The following is a 19,081-nucleotide window of genomic DNA, read 5'->3' on the forward strand; positions in this document are numbered from 1 at the left end:
TTTTTTTTGTCAACAGGCTTGTTATGATTTAGGAAAACTAATAAATTGTATAGGCAAACGATGCATTTAAAAAAAAGGTTGACAGCTTTTGATGTTTATTTTATGATATCAAAATATTATATGTAATTTAATCAAATTACTCGGAAAAACTATGGGTTATCCTCGTTGAAACAATCTTTCAAGCAAGAGGGTATTATATTTTTTTGCAACAGACTAAAAGCAGTATAACTTATTAATTTTATAATATTTAATTCTAAAATAAGGAGGATATGATGAGCAACGATATTCCGGAACCCGTAAAAGTTACAAAATCTTATTATGATAGTGAGGATGCAGATAATTTTTACTACACCATATGGGGCGGAGAGGATCTGCACCTCGGAATTTATGAGTCGGAAAACGATACGATATTCGAAGCCAGCCGTCGGACGATTGACCACATGGCTTCCAGGTCCAGGTTCAAAGGGCAGAAGGCCAGTGTCATTGACCTCGGGGGTGGCTTTTCGGGCTCTGCCCGTTATCTGGCCAAGAATTACGGCTGGAGTGCGGTGGTGCTCAATCTGAGCGAAACCGAAAACAATCGTGCCCGGAAAATGAACAAAGAGCAGGGCCTGGATCACATGATTGATGTGGTGGATGGCAATTTTGCGGAAATCCCCTATCCGGATGCCTCCTTTGAGCTGGTGTGGTCCCAGGATGCGATTTTGCACAGCGATAACCGGCAGAAGGTCCTCGAAGAGGCCCATCGGGTTTTAAAACCGGGCGGGGAGATGATTTTCACCGATCCCATGCAGGCTGATGACTGCCCTGAAGGGGTGCTGGGGCCGATATATGAACGGATTCATCTGGAGTCCCTGGGGTCTCCGGGATTTTATCAGGATTATGCAAAAAAAATCGGCTTTGAAGTTATTGGGTATGAATCTCTCCACCCTTATCTGGCCCAGCATTACGGCCGGGTTTTAACCGAGATGGAAGCCCGGGAGAAGGAACTGGAAAAGGTGGTCAGCCGGCAGTATATCGACAACATGAAAAAGGGCCTGCAGCATTGGGTCGACGGCGGCAACAAGGGCTATCTCACGTGGGGCGTGTTTCATTTCCGGAAAAAATAGCCGGATCCGGGCGCACCAATTAAATAGATAAAAAGAAAATTCGCCAAAGTCAAAAACAGGCATAATCTTTTTATCATGCAGCGGAAATGCGGTTTTGGCAAAGTTTATGATTTTATACACCATTTACAAGGAGGAGGAGAAACATGGCAGTTGATTTGGGAAAAATGGCAGATTTGCTTATCGCGGGCAAGGTCGAAGACGTCTCCGGCATGGTTCAGGAGGCCATTGATGAAGGCATGGCCTCACAGGAAATTCTTCAAAGCGGGCTGATCGCCGGCATGGACGTTGTGGGCCAGCGGTTTAAGGCCTGTGAAATGTTTATTCCGGAGGTACTGCGCTCGGCCAAGGCCATGAGCAAGGGGATGGAAAAATTGCGGCCCCTGCTGATTGAAAGCGGCGCGACCATGGCCGGTACCTTTGTTATCGGCACGGTTAAGGGCGACCTGCATGATATCGGCAAGAATCTGGTGGCCATGATGTTTGAGGGCGCCGGCTTCAAGGTGGTCAATCTCGGCATTGATCTCGACACCCAGGTGTTTGTGGATGCCGTCAAGGAACACAAACCCGATCTTCTTGGAATGTCCGCGCTTCTGACCACCACCATGCCCAAGATGGGCGAGGTGATCAACGCATTAAAAGAGGCCGGCATCCGGGACCAGGTCAAGGTTATGATCGGCGGCGCACCGGTTACCGAGGAGTTTGCAAAGGAAATCGGCGCTGATGTTTACGGAGCCAATGCAGGCAGCTCTGTGGACAAGGCCAAGGAAGTGCTGGCCGCTTAATTCGTGGATCTTGAAAGCGGAGCGCAGCCGCGGCCTGAATGTTTTCATGTTCGACCGCGGCTTCGCGTTTCTGCCGGCCAACCCCTTATCAGAACGTCAAAACCCGGCTGTATCTACGTTGCCGGGTACAGATAGGAGATAAACTATGAAATCTGTAATGCCAGATATGCAACCGATGAATCAGACCGTGCAGGAAACCCCGCAGTTTCGGGTCCTGACCGAAGACCAGATCGAGCAGATTTATTTTGCCGCCCTGGATGTCCTCGAGCGGGTCGGTTCCCGGGTTCACCACGACGAAGCCCTTGAACTGTTTCGCAGCAGCGGCGAGGCTGTGGTCGGAGATGACAAGCGCGTGCGCGTGCCGGCCTCCCTTGTGGAGCGGGCATTGAAAAATTATCCGCGCAAAATCACGCTTAAAGGCAGAAACGGTAAACGTTCCGTGGCCCTGCAAAAGGATCATGTCTACTTTGGTACGGGCTCGGATCTGCCCTTTACCTACGACCGCAAAACCGGAGAACGCCGGCGAACCACTTATAAGGACGTGATGGATGCCGGCCGTATTGTGGATTATCTGCCCAATTTCGATTTTTTTATGTCTCACGGCATTGTCAGCGATGCCCCCAATCCCCAGACCTACGACCGGCACCAGTTCATGGCCATGCTCGAAGGCTGCACAAAGCCCATGGTGCTTACCAGCGTGGACGGCGAAGGCCTTGAGGACTTGTGGAAAATGGCCTGTGTGTTTCAGGGCGGCGAAGAGGAGTTTCGTTTGAGCCCCATGTTTGTGGCCTATATTGAACCCATTTCTCCGCTGACAAATGATATTACCGCAGTGGAAAAACTTTTGTTTGCCGCGGAAAAGGGAATTCCGGCCATGTATACGCCGTGTCCCAGCTCAGGTGCTACAGCTCCGGCCACCATTGCCGGCATGCTGGTTCAGTCCCTGGCTGAAACCTTGCTGGCCATTGCGCTGTGCCATCTGAAAAAACCCGGTATGCCGCTGATCATGGGCGGGGTCACCACGGTCATGGACATGCGCACCACCACCTATTCCTATGGTGCGCCTGAAATGTCGCTGGCCTCTGCGGCCAATACAGACGTTTCCAAGTGGCTCAACCTGATCATGTTTTCCACCGGCGGGTGCTCGGATTCCAAGTGCCTTGATGAGCAGGCGGCCATTGAGTCGACCATCAGCAACCTGACCGCCTATCTTTCCGGGGCCAATCTGGTCCACGACGTTGGTTATATTGATTCCGGCGTGAACGCCTCCCTGGAAAGTCTTGTGATGAATGATGAGATCATCGGGATGGTTCGCCAGATGGGCAAGGGCGTGAGAACCGATGAGGAATATCTGGCCCTGAAGGAAATTGATGAAGTGGGCCCGGGCGGCGAGTATGTCACCCATGACCACACTTACGAGCACTGGCGCGAGTGGTTTTTGCCAAAACTCATGGACCGCTCTGACTGGGAGACCTGGAACAACGAAGGGGCCAAGAGCATGTCGGACCGGGTCAATGAGGAAACCCAGCGGATCCTGGATACCCATGAGCCACTGCCCATTGATGACGATGCCAGAAAAGCGCTCAAGGAAATCATTGATGCGGCTGAAAAGCGCCATTCCAAGTAATTGAGAAATATCCGGCTCCCGGCCTGCGGCCGGAAACCCAAATGGATTTGCCCGCAGACCGGATTTGGCGGATAGATCAGATAAGGAGAATGCAAATGACCTTCAGGACTAACTATACAGTAAACAGGACTCCACGGTTTTCGCTGCTTTCAGAGGATCAGAAAGCGCGGATGTTCCGCGGGGTGATCAAGACATTAAACGATACCGGTGCAAACGTTCACCATGAAGGTGTCCGTGAGCTGCTGGCCAAAAACCGCTGTAAAGTAGACGGCAAGCGGGTGCGGATTCCGCCGGAAGTCGTGCGCGACGCCCTGGCCTCTGTTCCGCCCACAACAACCATTTACAGCTGGGACGGCGATGAGGAAATGTGCTATGTGGAGCCGGGAAGAAGCTATTTCGGACCCGGGCCCACGCCGCCCAATTTCATTGACACCGATACCCTGGAGCGCCGGCCCTATCAGCGCAAAGATGCCACCATTGTGGCCCGGGTTTGTGATGCGCTGCCCAACATCGGCTACGTTCAGTCTTTGGGCTCCATTGATGACGTCACCCATGCGCTTTCAGATGTGTATGAATTTGCCGACATGATTCAAAACACCCGCAAGGTGATTATGAACTGGGCCTTCAGCGTGGAAAACGTCATGGACGAACACCGTATCGGCATTGTCATGGCCGGCGGGGAGGAGGCCTTTAAAAGGCATCCCAACTTCATTCACTACAGCGAGCCCATCAGCCCGCTAACAAGTGATTTTGATGCCATTGGAAAATGTTATTACTGCGCCGAGCACCGGATCCCTCAGGTGTATACGCCGTGCTGCATTGGCGGCGCCACCGTGCCGGCCACCCATGCCGGACAGCTCATTGTTGCCATGTCTGAATCCATGGTGGGCGTGGTGGTCTCCCAGTTGCTCAATCCGGGTACTTGTATTCTGATCGGCGGTGTGCAGTCCATTCTTGACATGCGGCGGACCATTTATTCCTACGGCGCACCTGAGCTATCCATCATGAGCGCGGCATACACCGAACTGCTCAATTATGTGGGCCTTCCCATGTATTCCACCTCCGGGTGCACGGACACCAAGAAAATGGATATTCAGTCAGCCATTGAAGCGGCTTATTCCATCCACACCGCCATGATGTCAGGGGCCAATTTTGTCCATGACAACGGGTATACCGAGTCGGGCATTACCGGCGATGTCTTCCAGACAGTTATGGACGATGAGATCATCGGCATGAGCCGGTTGATCTGCGGCGGCGTCGAGGTCAATGAAGAAACCCTGGCAGTGGAGGAAATCTGCAACGTGGGCCCGGGCGGTCATTACCTCTACGAGGACCACACCATGAAATGGTTCCGCAAGCACTATCAGCCCTCCCTCATGGACCGAAACTCCTACGAGGACTGGGATGCTCAGGGACGCTTGACCATGAAGGACCGGATTGTCAAAAAGACCCGGGATATCATTGAAAATCACGAGGGTCCCGTGTCCCGTGTGCCCGAAGATGCGAAAAAGGATATCCAGAAGATCCTGGACTCCGCCGAGGAACGGGTGCGTTCCAAATAATCGTAGAATCAGCCGGTTAAATGGTTTCGAAAAGCCTGTGAGCGCACAAATCGGCTGCTTGCAGGCTTTTCGAATGTCCAGGGCGGTTAATTGATCTGTAATATTCTGATTTGTCAAGAATTTCGAATAAAAGACGATTTTTTTGAATTATAACAATAATTTTAAGCATATTCTCAGACAGGAAAAATGAAAACGAAGCAGCCATTTGATCCCGGAGCCGGGCGGCGTGGGCTTGGTTCCGGCAAGGAAAAACAGGCAAACTATGTTGTAGGCATTGACACCGGCGGCACCTATACGGACGGGGTTCTTATGGATTACCGGTCCCGCGAGGTGCTGGCCTCGGGCAAGACCCTGACCACCCGCGAGGATCTGGCCGGCGGCGTTGTTTCCGTGCTCAAAATGCTCAAGATCAAGGACCCTTCCCGGGTGAAACTGGTGGGCATTTCCTCAACCCTTGCCACCAATTCCGTTGCCGAGGGAAAGGCCCGGGATGTGGGCCTCATCTTAATCGGTTATGACCGGGAACTGGTGGCCTCCTTTGGCTTGGAGGAAAAACTTTCAACTCCGTATTTTGAATTTTTTGCCGGCGGCCATTCCGCCCAGGGCGAAGAGCAGGCTCCCGTGGATCTCGACGGCATCCGGGCCTGGGTGGCGGAAAACAAGGATAAGGTGGATGCATTTGCCATATCCAGTTATTTCAGTCCATTAAATCCTTCCCATGAGGAGTCCGCCTTCCAGGAAGTCCGGGATGTGTGTAAGCATCCGGTGGTGCTGGGCCATCAGCTCTCCACCCAGCTCGATTCGGTAAAGCGGGCGGCCACGGCCAGTTTAAACGCCTCGCTGGTGGCGGTGATGCATGAGTTTATCGAAGCGGTGAAGGCGTCTTTGAAAAATCGCGATATCCATGCCCCCCTGATGATTGTCAAGGGCGACGGCTCTTTGATGCCTTATACCGAGGCGGTGGAAAAGCCTGTGGAAACCGTGCTGTCCGGACCTGCGGCCAGCGCTATCGGCGGACTGTTTTTCTCCGGTCACAGCAATGCCCTGATGATCGATGTGGGCGGGACAACCACGGATATGGCCCTGATTGAACAGGGCCAGGTCACGGTATCAGATGCCGGCGCCCGGGTTGGCGAGATTGAAACCGCGGTCAAGGCTGCCCGGATCCGGACAGCCTGCGTGGGCTGTGACAGCCGGATTTCCTTTGGCCAGGGCGGCCGGGTGGAAATCGGACCGGACCGGGTGGTGCCGCTTTGCCGGCTGGCCTCCCGATACAGCCAGGTCCGCGAAGCGGTGATGGGCTTAACGTTAAAAGACAGCATCCACTGGAAAATTTCAGACATTGAGTTCTGGTTTTTGCATAAATCCGTTGATCCGGAAAAGATGGGCATTTCCGAGCACCGTCATATCCAGCTGATCAATCTGCTCAACCAGGGTCCGGCAAGTGTTACCGCCATACTCGAGGCTCTCGGGGTGCACCACCGCTTGCAGGTCAAGGCAGAGCCGCTGTTTCGCCAGGGCCTGATCGAACAGGCCACGCTGACGCCCACCGATCTTTTGCATATCAATGGTCAGATGGATACATGGGACAGAGAAGTGGCCCGCCAGGCCATGCTCTGCGCCTGTGACATATTCAGCCGGGATCCGAAAACCTTTGTCAGTCAGACTTTGGATCAGATCATTTCCATGATGGTGGAAGAAGCCGTTGTATTTCTTGCCGGCCAGGAAAAGGGGGCGGATCTGCCTGATACGGTTGACGGGCATTGGGGCAGATGGCTGCTGGAGGAATCCATCCGGGGCAAAAACGCACATTTATCGGTCAATATCTCCTGCCGGTTTCCAATCATCGGTATCGGCGCGCCGGCCGGGATTTTCGTCAAGCGGGTGGCCGAAACACTGAAGGCCCCGTTTGTCCTGCCGGCCCATGCCCACGTGGCCAATGCCGCAGGCGCAGTGGCCGGATCGGTGGTGGCGGAAAAAGAAGCCATTCTATACGCTCAGGAGGCCGGGGAGAGCCATTGTTTTATTGTTCAGATCGGAGATCGGCGGACGCGTTTTAATGAATACGAAGAGGCCTTGTCCCATGCGCGTAAAAAAGTGGACAAAATGGCCAGGGAAGTGGCCGAAGGCGCCGGGGCCAACGATCCCCAGGTAAAGGTGCGGGTTGTCACCGAAGGCGCCCTGGAGCGGATTCAGGCCCGGGCCGTGGGAAATCCGCGCCTTTCAGAGGAGTTCGGCGAATAATTGTGTAAACAGCAATGGAAAAGAGGCCAAATCACCCATGACCCTTGAACAAAAAATTGTCCAATTGCTTGAAGCCCAGGGGATTTCATATAAAATCACAAAGCATGAACCGGTTTATACCAATCCGGCCATGGCCGGGGCCCTTGGCGTAACCGAGGGGGAAACCGTCAAATCGCTTGTGCTGGAAACAAAAGAAGACGAGATGATTGTCATGGTCCTGCCTGGTGACCGGAAGGTGGACTGGAAGGCAGCGGCGTCTGCGGCCGGCACCAAAAAAGTCTCTTTTGCCAGGCCCGAGGCGGTCAGCCGCAGCGTGGGCTGCGAAGTGGGATGCGTGCCGCCGTTTGGGCACGGGCTTCCGGTTTATATGGACAAGGCCCTTTTGGAAAAAGACCGGGTCTATTTTAATCCCGGCGTGCATCACAAATCATTTTCAATCGCCGGCAGCAGTTTGAAAAGCCTGTGCCGGCCAAGTCTGTTATAAAGAGTGGAGTAAACCGATTATGAACCAGGAATACATCATATCCGCAGTGGGAAAAAACGTTCCCGGCATTGTGGCCAAGGTTTCCCGGGCCGTCTATGAAAGCGGGTGCAATTTTGAAGACTCCCGTATGAACCTGCTGGGCAATCATTTCGCTCTCATGGTGCTGGTCACGGCCGGAGATAAAAAGGCGCAACAGGCGCTTTCCGATGCCTGTGAAAGCCTCGACAAGGAGCCGGATCTCAATGTGATCCTTTTTGAGGTGGAAGGCGGGCGCAAGAGCGAATTTGCCACGGAAGCCAATTATGAAATCCGTGTCAAGGGCATTGACCGCATGGGCATTGTCTACCGGACCTCTCAACTGCTGGCCTCCCGGAACATCAACATCATGGAGCTGGAAACCCGGGTGGAAACCGGCAAGAACGGAAAACCCATGTTTACCATGCGCACCAGTGTGGCGGTTCCCAGGGAAGTCGACGGGGAGTCATTGCGCAAGGATCTGAAATTTCTTGCCGAGGAAATCCCGGAAACCATTTCTCTGACGCGGATTTAGAGATTATGCCGGAAATTCAAATTCTGCCGATGAATCTGTCGGTGCGAACCCGAAAAGGTGAAACCCTGCGGGATGCCTTATACAGGGCCGGAGTTGAACTGGAATCCCCCTGCAACGGTAAGGGACTTTGCGGCAAGTGCCTGGTCTGCGTGGAAGAGCCTGATAATGTGCCAGAAACCCCGCACAAGGAAATCACCGCTGAGCAGGCCCAACAGGGAATCCGGCTGGCCTGTCAGCTGGTGCCGGCCTCGGATATGGTTGTCCGGGTAATTGGTGAGTATAAAAAAGACGAGCACCGGATTCTGGAAGGCGACCGCGACCCAACCTTTTCTGAAAGGGATACCGGCGATGCGGGCGTCGGCCGCAAGCATCTGTCGGATACAGAATCGCTGGTGAAAAATACGCCTGCAGCTGTTGTGAAGATGTCCGGCGGAATCTGCCGGCTGCAATATGCCGGACAGGCCCAGGAAGAGTTAAAAAACTGGCCGGAAAAATCCGTTGCAAAGGGACTGGCCATTGATCTGGGCACCACCACCCTGGTGGTCACGCTTATCGAGCTGCCAACAGGACGGGAACTGGCCACCACCTCCAGTCTCAACCCACAGATTCGTTTCGGCCATGACGTGATCAGCCGCATCCAGAAGGGATCGACGCCGGAGGGGCTGGCGGAACTGAGCCAATGTGTGCGCGACGGGCTTAATCACTTAATTGATCAGGCCTGCCAGGATTCGGGTGCGAATCCAATGGAGGTACTGGATGTGGTTCTGGGCGGCAATACCACCATGCTGCAGCTTGCTGCATCTATTGATCCCGAGCCCCTGGGTCAGGTGCCGTTTACTGTGGCCCTGCAGGGCGGCCGGGCGTATCCGGCGCGGCAATTCGGCCTTGAGATAAACCCGGCGGCCCGGGTTTATGTGCCGCCCATTGTTCATGCCTATGTGGGTGCGGATATCAGCGCCGGGCTCCTGGTTTCCAGGCGCTTTTTCGAACCCGGCGGGGCCATGTTTTTTGTGGATGTGGGAACCAACGGGGAAATGGGGCTCAGCGCAAACAGTGAGTACCTGATGACATCAACCGCCGCCGGGCCGGCTTTTGAAGGCATGGGCATATCCGCGGGCATGCGGGCGCGGATCGGTGCGGTGGAAGGGGTGGACACAGATGGTCAGGACCGCCTCGATATCCATACCATAGGTGATGCCCCCCCGCAGGGTATCTGCGGAAGCGGTATTATTGATATCACTGCGGCTTTGCTCAAACTCGGCGTCATTGACGCAAGCGGCCGCATGCGGCGGCCGGATGATACCAATGGCCTTGCCGGGACAATCGCTTCACGCATCATTGAAATCAACAAAAGCCCGGCATTTCGCCTGGGCGGCAAAGTCTATTTCACTCAGGAGGATGTCCGGCAGGTGCAACTGGCCAAAAGCGCCATCCGTGCGGCCATGGAGATTCTGCTGCATGAGTCGGGCATGGAAGCCGGCAGCCTGGAGCGTATTGTCCTGGCCGGCGGCTTTGGCTATTCCCTCAGGGCGCAAAATCTGGAAGCCATTGGCATGCTGCCCCCTGATACTGCGGACAAGGTGTATTTTGCGGGCAATACATGCCGGATCGGGTGCGCGCGCATGCTGCGCAATGCGGGCTACCGGCAATATCTGGAGGAAAAAATGCAGTCTGTGCGGCATGTCTCCATTGAGACCCGGCCCGATTTTATGGATCTCTACGTTGAAAGCATGGAATTTCCTGAGATTAAGGAATGATGCCGTCGTAAAAAGTCGATTTTCAGATGGTGCCGTAAAGTTCAAGATCAAGGCTTGCGCGATTTCGAAGAATGCAGCGTACTTATCCGTACGTGAGGTTCTGAGAAATCGCGCGTAACGCAGATATTGGACTTTTACAGCGCCATCAAGGAATAAAAATATCAGATGCCTGATTTGAAGACGGATAAACGGCGAGATACAGCCGCGCCTGCGGGCCCGCGCCTGATTATCGCCTGCCGGGTGATGCAGCATGAACTCGATGCCCTGCGGCAGCAGTATAAGGATATGCTAGACCAAGGTATTGAAATCTGCTATATGGATCAGAATCTTCACCTCACCCCGGAAAAAATGCCCGGCCTGATTCAGGAGCAGATTGATGCGCGCGCGGATACCGCCCAAAATATTGTCCTTGGCTATGGGCTTTGTTCCAACGGCATTGTCGGGGTCACGGCCAGAAAGCAGAATATTTATATTCCCCGGGTCCATGACTGCATCTCCCTGCTGCTTGGCTCCAGGCAGGCCTATTTTGAAGCTTTCCGAAAACGGGCCGGCACTTATTATCTCACCCCGGGCTGGGTGGCCGAGGAAAAAGATCCTTTGGGGATGGTGGAACACGAGTATGGCCCCAAAATGGGGCAGGAAATGGCTTTGTGGGGCATTAATGAAGAGCTGAAACATTATACCCATATTGTGCTCATCAACACCGGCGCAGGCGACATAAAAAAGGTTCGCAAAAGGGCAAAGGCCAATGCAGCGTTTCTGGACAAAGTTTATGAGGAGGTTTCCGGCTCAACCTCCTATTTTGAAAAACTGCTTTTCGGCCCCTATGATAGGGAGGATTTTGTGTGTCTGGCCCCGGGGCAGAGGGCTGAGCAGAAGGCTTTTATGAAGCAGACGGAGTAAAAAACAAATACAATTCACCATAATTTTTAAGGAGGTTGACAATGTTAATTGTTGGAGAACTGATTAATTCCAGCCGTAAGGCCATCAAGGAGGCCATTGATGCCGAAGACGCGGAGGCGATCAAGAAAATTGCCAGAGACCAGGCAGAGTGCGGGGCGGACTACATCGATGTCAACGCCGGCACTTACGTGGGCAAGGAAGACCAGTACATGAAGTGGCTGGTCTCCACCGTGCAGTCTGCAGTGGAAATTCCCTGCTGCATTGACAGCCCGGATCCCAAGGTGGTGGAAGCGGCCATGGAGCTGCACAAGGGCACGCCCATGCTCAATTCCATTTCCCTGGAAAAGGAACGCTGGGATGCGCTTCTGCCGGTGGTGGCCGGATCGGACATCAAGGTTATTGCCCTTTGCATGAGCGATTCGGGAATGCCCGAAAGCAAGGATGACCGGTTGTCTATTGCCAGTGACCTGATCAATAGCCTGGTGAAAAATAATGTGCCGGTGGAAAACATTTACGTGGATCCCCTGGTACAGCCCATTTCAACCAACGACTCCTATGGCATGGAATTTATGAACGCCGTTGGAGCGATCATGACAGAATTTCCGGGTGTGCATACCATCTGCGGGCTTTCCAATATTTCCTACGGACTGCCTGAGCGCAAATTGCTCAACCAGGCCTTTATGGTCATGGCCATCTGCAAGGGCCTTGACAGCGCCATTATCAATCCCCTGGACAAGCGCATGATGGCCAATGTGTATGCAGCCGAAACCCTGGCGGGTCGGGATGAATTCTGCGGCAATTACCTGACAGCGTACAGGGAAGAAAAGTTGGTATTGTAAAATAAATCAAAGGGAGGACCCTATATGACTTACAAGGTACTGGTCAGCGACAAGCTTGGAGAAGCCGGAATCAAGCTTTTTGAACAGGAAAACGATATTGAAGTGGATGTGAAGACCGATCTTTCCCCTGAGGAGTTAAAGGAAATTATCGGTCAATACCACGGCCTTGCCGTTCGCAGCGCCACCAAGGTAACAAAGGAACTGCTGGATGCCGCAGAGAATCTACGGGCCATCGGCCGTGCAGGCATTGGTGTGGACAATATTGACGTGGACGAAGCCACGCGCCGGGGCATCATTGTCATGAATACCCCCGGGGGAAACGTGGTGACCACCGCAGAACATGCCATTTCCATGATGATGGCATTAACGCGCAACATTCCCCAGGGAACCGCATCCCTGAAAGACGGCCGGTGGGACAAGAAAAAGCTCCAGGGCAGGGAAGTGATGAACAAGACACTGGGCGTGATCGGTTTTGGCAAGATTGGTTCTATTGCGGCCAACCGGGCCCGGGGCCTGAAGATGAATGTTATTGTTTACGATCCTGTGGTCACTCCGGAAAATATCAAAAAGGCCAAGTGCGAGCCGGTGAGTCTCGATGAACTCTATGAGCGCTCCGATTACATCACCATACACGTTCCCAAGATCAAGAAGACAGCCAATATGATCAACAAGGACGCCTTTGCCAAAATGAAAGACGGCGTGATGCTGATTCATTGCGCCCGGGGCGGTATTGTGGATGAAGATGCACTCTATGATGCCCTGAAGATGGGAAAAGTGGGCGGGGCGGCCATTGACGTTTTTGCTACCGAGCCGCCGCCTGAGGGATTTAAACTCTTTGAATTTGACAACGTGATCTGCACGCCGCATCTCGGGGCGTCCACAGCCGAGGCCCAGACCAACGTAGCCGTTGACATCGCTCGTCAGCTCATTGCTTATCTAAAAAGCGATACCATTCAAAACGCGGTCAACGTGCCCTCGGTTTCCGGAAAGGTGCTCGAGGAACTCGACCCGTTTATCAGACTTGCTGACCGCATGGGCCGCATGCTGTCTCAGTTGTCTGAGGGGCATATCAAGTCTGTTGAAATTGATTATGACGGCAATTTCGGGGACAATGACATGGCCCCGGTGCGCACGGCGGTTGTCTGCGGTTTGCTCGAACCTCTTGTGCTCGATGACGTCAATGCTGTCAACGCTCCTTATCTGGCCAAGGAAAAGGGCATCAAGGTACTGGAGTCGTCCAGTGATGATGCACAGGAGTTTATCAACCTGATAACCGTGACCGTCAAGACTGATAAGGACACCAATGTGGTCTCCGGAACCCTGTTTGGCAAAAGCGATCCCAGAATCGTGCGCATCAACGACTTCCGGCTGGAAATGCGCCCATCGGGTAATCTGGCACTGATCCACAACATGGACATTCCCGGTGAGATCGGGGTGATCGGCACCATTCTCGGGGATCACAAGGTCAATATCGCCCGCATGACAGTGGGGCAGGAAGAGCCGGAAGGGGAGCGCAACATTGTGTTTCTGCGAACCGACACGCCCCTGACCAAAGAGGTGCTTGATAAGCTGGAAACATATCCCAGAACCAGGCGGGTGATTTACATGGAATTGTAGACAGTTGAAAGGTTTCGTTAGAACAAAACAAAGCCCGGAAGGCCAAAAGGCTTTCCGGGCTTTTCAATGGGATTGCGTCTGAATTTTGCCGGGGCTGACTTATCCTGACTTAGCCTGACATGCGGTTTACGCTGGCGACGTAAAAGTCAATGAGCTTGTCTTGATCGTTTTCCGTGATTTCCTCCGGAAGCCGGTTTCTGGCGAGGTTTGAGGCAGTGTCCACAAGTTCGGACATGAAATTTTTCCGGGCGTCGGCAAGCCGGCGACTGGCATTTTTCTTTTCCCGCTCCAGCATGGTTTTGCTTTGCTGCCGCGCATCATCGATAATCTGCTGCCGGGTTTGTTCGCCTTCCTCAATGATCCGCTGCTTTAATTTCTCATAGCGTTCACTGCTTTCCTGCATCTGGCTCTGGGTTTCATTGATCTGCGCCAGCAGTTTTTCCTTGCGGCCTTCGACCTTGTGAATCGACTCGGAAACCTGCAGCTTCTGGGTCTGGAGAAACTGCAGAAACGGCTGACGACCGTAGCGGTAAAGCAGATAGGCCAGAATGAGGAAATTGACATAAAGCATGATCGTGTCATAAACCGGGCGCCAGTCTCCGCCACTGCCTTCTTCGGCCAGCACTGCAAAGGCTGTCAGGTGCAGCAGCAGGATGCAGAAAAACAGTATTTTGCAGGTTGTTTTGATGGTGCCTGAGTTACCCACGCGATACCCCCCGCTCCAGAATGGTTTCCATGATTGTTCCTGCCAGTTTTTCAGATTCAGCTTCAATGTATTTGCGGGCCTCGGAAATTTCCTGGTTCAGCAGTCGGGTGTTTTCCTGACGGATCTGATCGATCTCATTTTTGGTCTCCCCCAGAATTTCCTGAGCCTGCTGATTGCCCTGTTTTTTGAGGTCTTCCTTTTCTGCGTTGGCCTCCCGGACGACTTTTCTTTCATGTTCCCACAGCTGTTGATTGAGGTCTTCGAGCTTTTCAGAGGACTGATGAATCTCTGATTCAATGTTTTGAATATAGTGCTCCCGTTTTCCCATGGTTTCCCGCAGAGGGCGGATCATGATCCGGTTAATGAGAAAAAAGAAGATCAGAAAAGCAATCAGCTGCGCAATCAGAGTCTCATTTAAGCTGATCAGAGCAAGATTTTCGACAATTTCCATCACGGGCCTTCCCGTACTAAACCATTAAACCGATTAGACAACAAAAAGGAGCAACAGGGCAATAACAAGAGAATAAATACCTGTGGATTCGGAAACCGCCTGACCCACAAGCATGGTACGGGTGAGCAGGCCGGCCTCGCCGGGATTTTTCCCGATGGCCTCACATGCTTTGGCTCCAACCATGCCTTCACCAAGCCCCGGGCCGATTGCGCCAAGGCCCATTGCCAGTCCGGCACCAAGAAATGCCGATGCCTGGATTAGATCTGCACCTTCAATCATAATTTCCTCCAGTTGAAATTTAGGGGTTTATTTTTATTTATTGTTTTATACCAGAAAAATCAATGCCAGAGAAATAACCATGGCATAAATGGCTGTGGACTGCGATACGGCCTGCCCAACGAGCATGGTGCGCATCAGTAAGGCTTCCTGCTCCACATTTCGCCCCACCCAGGATACAGCGGTTTGTGCCACCTGTCCGTTTCCCACGCCTGATCCGATGCCGCCGAGTCCGGTGCACAAACCCGCTGAAACCAGTGCCGTGGATACGATAAACACCTCGGTAGAGGGGTATCCCTTGAAGATGAGAATAAAGCTGATCAAAAGCCCGAAAATAGAGGGCGTCTGGGATACCGCCTGGCCCACCAGCATAATCACCAGCACGTTGCCGGTAGCCATGGGTTGCCTGGCCCAGCCTTCAACGCCAGCGCCTGCGGCAAGACCGCTTCCCACCCCGGATCCGATTGCGGCCAGGCCCGTTGCCAGGCCTGCGCCGAGTAAGGCAGCAGACGTGGGATGCACCGGTGTGCCGGCAAAACTGATAAACATGAGCATAAACGAGACCACCATGGCAAAAATGGCCGGTGTCTGGCTGACGGCCGCGCCAATGAGCATGTTGGTGGTCAGGCGGCTGCCCATTGCTGGCTGCCTGGCCAGACCAACGCAGGCCTGACCGGCCGGAAAGCCGGAACCGATTCCGGATCCGATGGCGCCAAAACCCATACACAGCCCTGAGCCAAGCAGTGCGGCCACCATATGGGGGCTGCCGCCGGAAAAATTGATAAACATCAGCATAAAGGCAATCACCATGGAAAAAATGGCGGGCGTCTGGCTGACAGCCGAGCCGATCAGCATGGTGGTGGTGAGGGTGCGGCTGAGGGCCGGCTGACGGGCCAGCCCGTCGCATGCTTCACCGGCCGGAAAGCCCGAGCCCACCCCGGAACCAATGGCACCCAGGCCCATGGACAGGCCGGCGCCGAACAGGCCTGCAGCAGTGATCATTGAAGCGTTGCCGCCGGTGGCAAACAGCAGCAGGACACCAATAACCAGGGCAAATATGGCTGCGGTTTCCGCGATGGCCTGACCCACCAGCATCATCTTGACGATATCGCCGGAATAAGTCGGATTTTGAGATATGGCATTGTTTGCTTTTGCAGCAGCGAACCCTTCCCCGATTGCAGCACCAATGGCGCCGAATCCCATTGAGAAACCGGCCCCCACGAATGCCGCCATTCTAACCCAGGCTTCAATTTCGATGGACATCATTTAATTTACCTGTACCGCAATGTATACCAGTGTGAGCATCGTAAACACAAACGCCTGTATCCCGCCGATGAAGATGACAAAAAACGCATTGAGAAATGGCGGCAGCACAAGGCTGAAAACCAGATGCGAAACCACAAGCACAATGATGGTGCCGCCCATGATATTGCCGAAAAGACGAAACGAGATGGATATGACCTTGGAGATTTCACCGATGATGTTGAGCGGCGCCATAAAAAAGATCGGATCAAAATAGGCCTTGATGTATTTTTTAAAACCCTTTTGCCGGATGCCGGCATAATGGGCAATCACAAAGCCCATCAGGCCAAGGCTCAAAGGCGTGTTCAAATCGTTTGTGGGTTCATAGAGGTGTGGGATAAATCCGATCCAGTTGCAGAAGAGCAAAAACATGAACAGGGCAATGATCATGGGCCCGTAGGTTTTGGCCATATCCTCGCCCAGAGCGTCTTCGGTCAGGGAATAAAACTGGAACACAAAAGCCTCCCCGATAGTCTGCAAGGTCCCCGGAATCATCTGCTGTTTGCGGGCCGCAAAATAACCGAAGATCAGAAGTCCGATGATGACCAGCCATGTCATGGCCATGATGTCAAGGTTAAACGTCATCTTGTAGTCGGACACGGTAACAATAAGCTGATGTATTTTCCCGAGTTCTTCCATATCGCGTCAATAATCCAGGTTTTTTCGAGTTGATGCGTATATGCCCTGTGTGGCCAGTATCATAATCTGTATCATGAATAGGCCCACAACGGTGGCCGCCAGGTTAAAGGAAGGGCTTTTGATGGCAAGGATCAGGGGCGCAGCCAGCAGGGCGTAGCGGATAAAAATCGATACACCTGAAACAACAGAAGCGCGCCGCCGGGAGCCGGAGATTCTTCTGGGCAGGGTTTCTCCCATGAGGATAAAATTCAGCGAGCTGAAGACGGTTCCCAGAACCAATCCTTTTCCAAGAGGTTTATAGCCGGCAAAAATAAGGATCAGAGCAACGGAGATTGCAGCAAGCATTGCGATTGAGCAGTATTTTTTCTGGGTTTGCCGGATTTGTTCATGCGGTTCCAACTGCTGTTATCCCCTGCCGTCTTTGTGTTTGTTCTTTTCTTGTTCCGTATCCGGTTTTGTTACTTCCATGATCTGGCGATAAACAACCACTGCCCCGCCCACAATTCCAAAGAGGATAAAAAGTATTGTAAAAATGCCTTTCGTCCCCAGCCAGCCATCCAGAAAACGTCCCACAAACAAACAGAAAACAATGCAGCCGGCCATGGTCAGGCCGACCTGGACAACAATCTGCAAATGCTGGGCCCACGGTCGGTTGTCGTTGAAGTTAAAAATTTTCCTGGGCGCCATAACGATTGTATCCCCTTAAAGCTCAAGTATACTAACAACTGCTCCCCGGGCAGTCAAGAACTTTTTTGGCTCTCATGGATCGTAAGATTCGGAGAAATGGATTATTTTGCGGGCCTCCGGCGAGTCTGCCGGCCGTGGCGGAATGATAGGGCCAAAAAATTGGCTAAAAACTTGAATTATTGTTCAAAAAAGTTTTTTGGCGGACAAACCCTTACTTTCAGTTCCCCCGGGCATGGCCACTTCGGAAAGAATTTTGGGGATGATGGTTTTGAGCTGTGTCTGGATGAAAAAGCAGTTGCCGTCTTCTGCCATCAACGCCAAAAAACGGTAGTTGCCGCTTTTATACATATCCGTGTTATGCACCAGCAGAATACCCTGTTCCGTGTGCAGGCTCAGGCCCCGGCATCGGCCCAGTCCCTTCCGGCTCAGGTGCCGGGAGCAGTCCGTATATATTTGGTTGGCCATCTCGGCAATGGCGTTGAAATCAATGTCCGCCCGATAGGATGTGTCATTGGCAAGGACCTCGCCGGTGCCGCTGACAATGGCCAGTCCCTTGTAGCCTTTGGCGGTGCGGAGAATGCCCGCGTGTTTGTGAAAGGCATCTTCGAGCTTTGATCCGATCCGGGCGCCTGTGCGGGATTCATAGGCCAAAGATGCCGGGAAGTTGTCCGCCTGCGGGGCGCTTTTTTCCCAGGTGGCCTTGGCCAGAGCCAACAGGTCGACGTTGATTCGCGCCTGTCGGTTTATGTCAGCGAGCGGGGAAAACGATAGATGGATACCACGCCATTCAGCGATCTGTTTGGCTGCTGCATCCCCTTCGTGTTCAGCGGTCCGGGCATTGAGCAGCTGGCCTTTTTCCAGGTAACAGATCCCTTTTTGCCGGGTCGCTGACTTTATATCCATTCTGCAGGTTTTGCGGGCAATGGCCAGCAGTGGCAGAAAATTGGTCATGGTCATGCCGTTTCGGGTCTGGCCTTCGTCGCGGAGGTTTAAACCCACAAAAATGGCCGAGGCCAGCCTGCCGAAGGAAAAGGGTTTTTTCAGGTAATACAGAACCCCGGTATGGCCTGTGCGGTCAATAAACCAGGGTTTGGGGTCATCTTTTTCCAGAATGGCGATACAGGGGATGGAGGGATATTTCCGGGTCATCAGTGCTATCAGATCCAGGCCGTCGCCCTGGGGCAGGTGGATGCTGGTGGCCAATACGGCAATCCGGGTGTAGGCCAGGATGTCAGTGGCGGTTTTGACGGAGCTGGCGGTGAGCAGCTCAAAGTGATGCAGATCCCTGAACCCGGCCCGGATCTGCTCCAGTGTGCTGCGGTGGTTTTCGACAATGAGTACCTTGTCCATAAGCGGTCCGTATCCAAAATAGGGCGGCTGCATGCGGGCAGCCATGGGATGTCAGAATGTCTTGCTTGACGGCATTTTCTGGTTTTATTATAACTATTTTAATTAACGGTAGATATAATGAATGTCAATAAAAAAACAGGAAATTGGGGTGTTTTTTGAAATAAGAACACCTGCAGGGAAGAGGAAAAGGTGTTGA

General features: G+C 53.1%; 19 protein-coding genes. 11 read left to right on the forward strand and 8 right to left on the reverse strand.

Going from position 1 to position 19,081, the window contains the following annotated elements; genetic code table 11:
• Window positions 1-272: 272 nt before the first annotated feature.
• The 11 genes from HNR65_RS15710 (at window position 273) to serA (ending at window position 13,474) form a co-directional block, all read left to right on the forward strand.
• On the forward strand, window positions 273-1,109 hold the full coding sequence (locus HNR65_RS15710) for a class I SAM-dependent methyltransferase (protein ID WP_181552477.1): 837 nt from the start codon (window positions 273-275) through the stop codon (window positions 1,107-1,109).
• 143 nt (window positions 1,110-1,252) lie between these two features.
• Window positions 1,253-1,891 (forward strand): corrinoid protein, encoded by a 639-nt coding sequence (locus HNR65_RS15715; RefSeq protein WP_181552478.1) that lies wholly within the window; start codon window positions 1,253-1,255, stop codon window positions 1,889-1,891.
• A gap of 157 nt (window positions 1,892-2,048) precedes the next feature.
• On the forward strand, window positions 2,049-3,518 hold the full coding sequence (locus HNR65_RS15720) for a trimethylamine methyltransferase family protein (RefSeq protein WP_181552479.1): 1,470 nt from the start codon (window positions 2,049-2,051) through the stop codon (window positions 3,516-3,518).
• 95 nt (window positions 3,519-3,613) lie between these two features.
• Complete coding sequence (locus HNR65_RS15725; RefSeq protein WP_181552480.1) at window positions 3,614-5,080, forward strand: trimethylamine methyltransferase family protein; 1,467 nt, start codon at window positions 3,614-3,616, stop codon at window positions 5,078-5,080.
• 186 nt (window positions 5,081-5,266) lie between these two features.
• On the forward strand, window positions 5,267-7,324 hold the full coding sequence (locus tag HNR65_RS15730; RefSeq protein ID WP_181552481.1) for a hydantoinase/oxoprolinase N-terminal domain-containing protein: 2,058 nt from the start codon (window positions 5,267-5,269) through the stop codon (window positions 7,322-7,324).
• 37 nt (window positions 7,325-7,361) lie between these two features.
• Window positions 7,362-7,808: an aminoacyl-tRNA deacylase gene (locus HNR65_RS15735; RefSeq protein WP_181552482.1), complete on the forward strand. Its 447-nt coding sequence runs from the start codon at window positions 7,362-7,364 to the stop codon at window positions 7,806-7,808.
• A 19-nt stretch (window positions 7,809-7,827) separates the two neighbouring features.
• Window positions 7,828-8,358: a glycine cleavage system transcriptional repressor gene (locus HNR65_RS15740; RefSeq protein WP_181552483.1), complete on the forward strand. Its 531-nt coding sequence runs from the start codon at window positions 7,828-7,830 to the stop codon at window positions 8,356-8,358.
• Window positions 8,359-8,363: 5 nt separating this feature from the next.
• Window positions 8,364-10,115, forward strand: a complete 1,752-nt coding sequence (locus HNR65_RS15745) for an ASKHA domain-containing protein (protein ID WP_181552484.1) — start codon at window positions 8,364-8,366, stop codon at window positions 10,113-10,115.
• A gap of 165 nt (window positions 10,116-10,280) precedes the next feature.
• Window positions 10,281-11,018, forward strand: coding sequence for a DUF1638 domain-containing protein (locus tag HNR65_RS15750; RefSeq protein WP_181552485.1), 738 nt, complete (start codon window positions 10,281-10,283; stop codon window positions 11,016-11,018).
• 41 nt (window positions 11,019-11,059) lie between these two features.
• The gene (locus tag HNR65_RS15755; RefSeq protein ID WP_181552486.1) at window positions 11,060-11,857 is read left to right on the forward strand and encodes a methyltetrahydrofolate cobalamin methyltransferase; all 798 of its coding nucleotides are present in this window, start codon (window positions 11,060-11,062) and stop codon (window positions 11,855-11,857) included.
• A gap of 24 nt (window positions 11,858-11,881) precedes the next feature.
• Window positions 11,882-13,474: a phosphoglycerate dehydrogenase gene (serA, locus tag HNR65_RS15760; RefSeq protein WP_181552487.1), complete on the forward strand. Its 1,593-nt coding sequence runs from the start codon at window positions 11,882-11,884 to the stop codon at window positions 13,472-13,474.
• Window positions 13,475-13,583: 109 nt separating this feature from the next.
• Here serA and HNR65_RS15765 read toward each other — a convergent pair whose 3' ends face one another.
• The 8 genes from HNR65_RS15765 to HNR65_RS15800 all read right to left on the reverse strand — a co-directional run bounded on the left by HNR65_RS15765 (window position 13,584) and on the right by HNR65_RS15800 (window position 18,930).
• The gene (locus tag HNR65_RS15765) at window positions 13,584-14,180 is read right to left on the reverse strand and encodes a F0F1 ATP synthase subunit B (RefSeq protein WP_181552488.1); all 597 of its coding nucleotides are present in this window, start codon (window positions 14,178-14,180) and stop codon (window positions 13,584-13,586) included.
• The gene (locus HNR65_RS15770) at window positions 14,173-14,631 is read right to left on the reverse strand and encodes a F0F1 ATP synthase subunit B (RefSeq protein ID WP_181552489.1); all 459 of its coding nucleotides are present in this window, start codon (window positions 14,629-14,631) and stop codon (window positions 14,173-14,175) included. The genes HNR65_RS15765 and HNR65_RS15770 overlap by 8 nt, the downstream gene beginning before the upstream one ends.
• 33 nt (window positions 14,632-14,664) lie before the next feature.
• A complete protein-coding gene (gene atpE / locus HNR65_RS15775) occupies window positions 14,665-14,910 on the reverse strand; it encodes an ATP synthase F0 subunit C (protein ID WP_220128413.1) in 246 nt (81 codons plus the stop codon).
• A 45-nt stretch (window positions 14,911-14,955) separates the two neighbouring features.
• Window positions 14,956-16,173 (reverse strand): ATP synthase F0 subunit C, encoded by a 1,218-nt coding sequence (locus HNR65_RS18060; RefSeq protein WP_232364802.1) that lies wholly within the window; start codon window positions 16,171-16,173, stop codon window positions 14,956-14,958.
• Complete coding sequence (gene atpB / locus HNR65_RS15785) at window positions 16,174-16,848, reverse strand: F0F1 ATP synthase subunit A (protein ID WP_181552490.1); 675 nt, start codon at window positions 16,846-16,848, stop codon at window positions 16,174-16,176.
• A gap of 6 nt (window positions 16,849-16,854) precedes the next feature.
• Entirely contained in the window at window positions 16,855-17,247 is a 393-nt protein-coding gene (locus tag HNR65_RS15790) for an ATP synthase subunit I (protein WP_181552491.1), read from the reverse strand.
• 6 nt (window positions 17,248-17,253) lie between these two features.
• Window positions 17,254-17,535, reverse strand: a complete 282-nt coding sequence (locus tag HNR65_RS15795; RefSeq protein ID WP_181552492.1) for an AtpZ/AtpI family protein — start codon at window positions 17,533-17,535, stop codon at window positions 17,254-17,256.
• Window positions 17,536-17,718: 183 nt separating this feature from the next.
• A complete protein-coding gene (locus HNR65_RS15800) occupies window positions 17,719-18,930 on the reverse strand; it encodes a response regulator (protein ID WP_181552493.1) in 1,212 nt (403 codons plus the stop codon).
• Window positions 18,931-19,081: the final 151 nt, after the last annotated feature.

The organism is Desulfosalsimonas propionicica, from assembly GCF_013761005.1.
GTDB classification, from domain to species: domain Bacteria; phylum Desulfobacterota; class Desulfobacteria; order Desulfobacterales; family Desulfosalsimonadaceae; genus Desulfosalsimonas; species Desulfosalsimonas propionicica.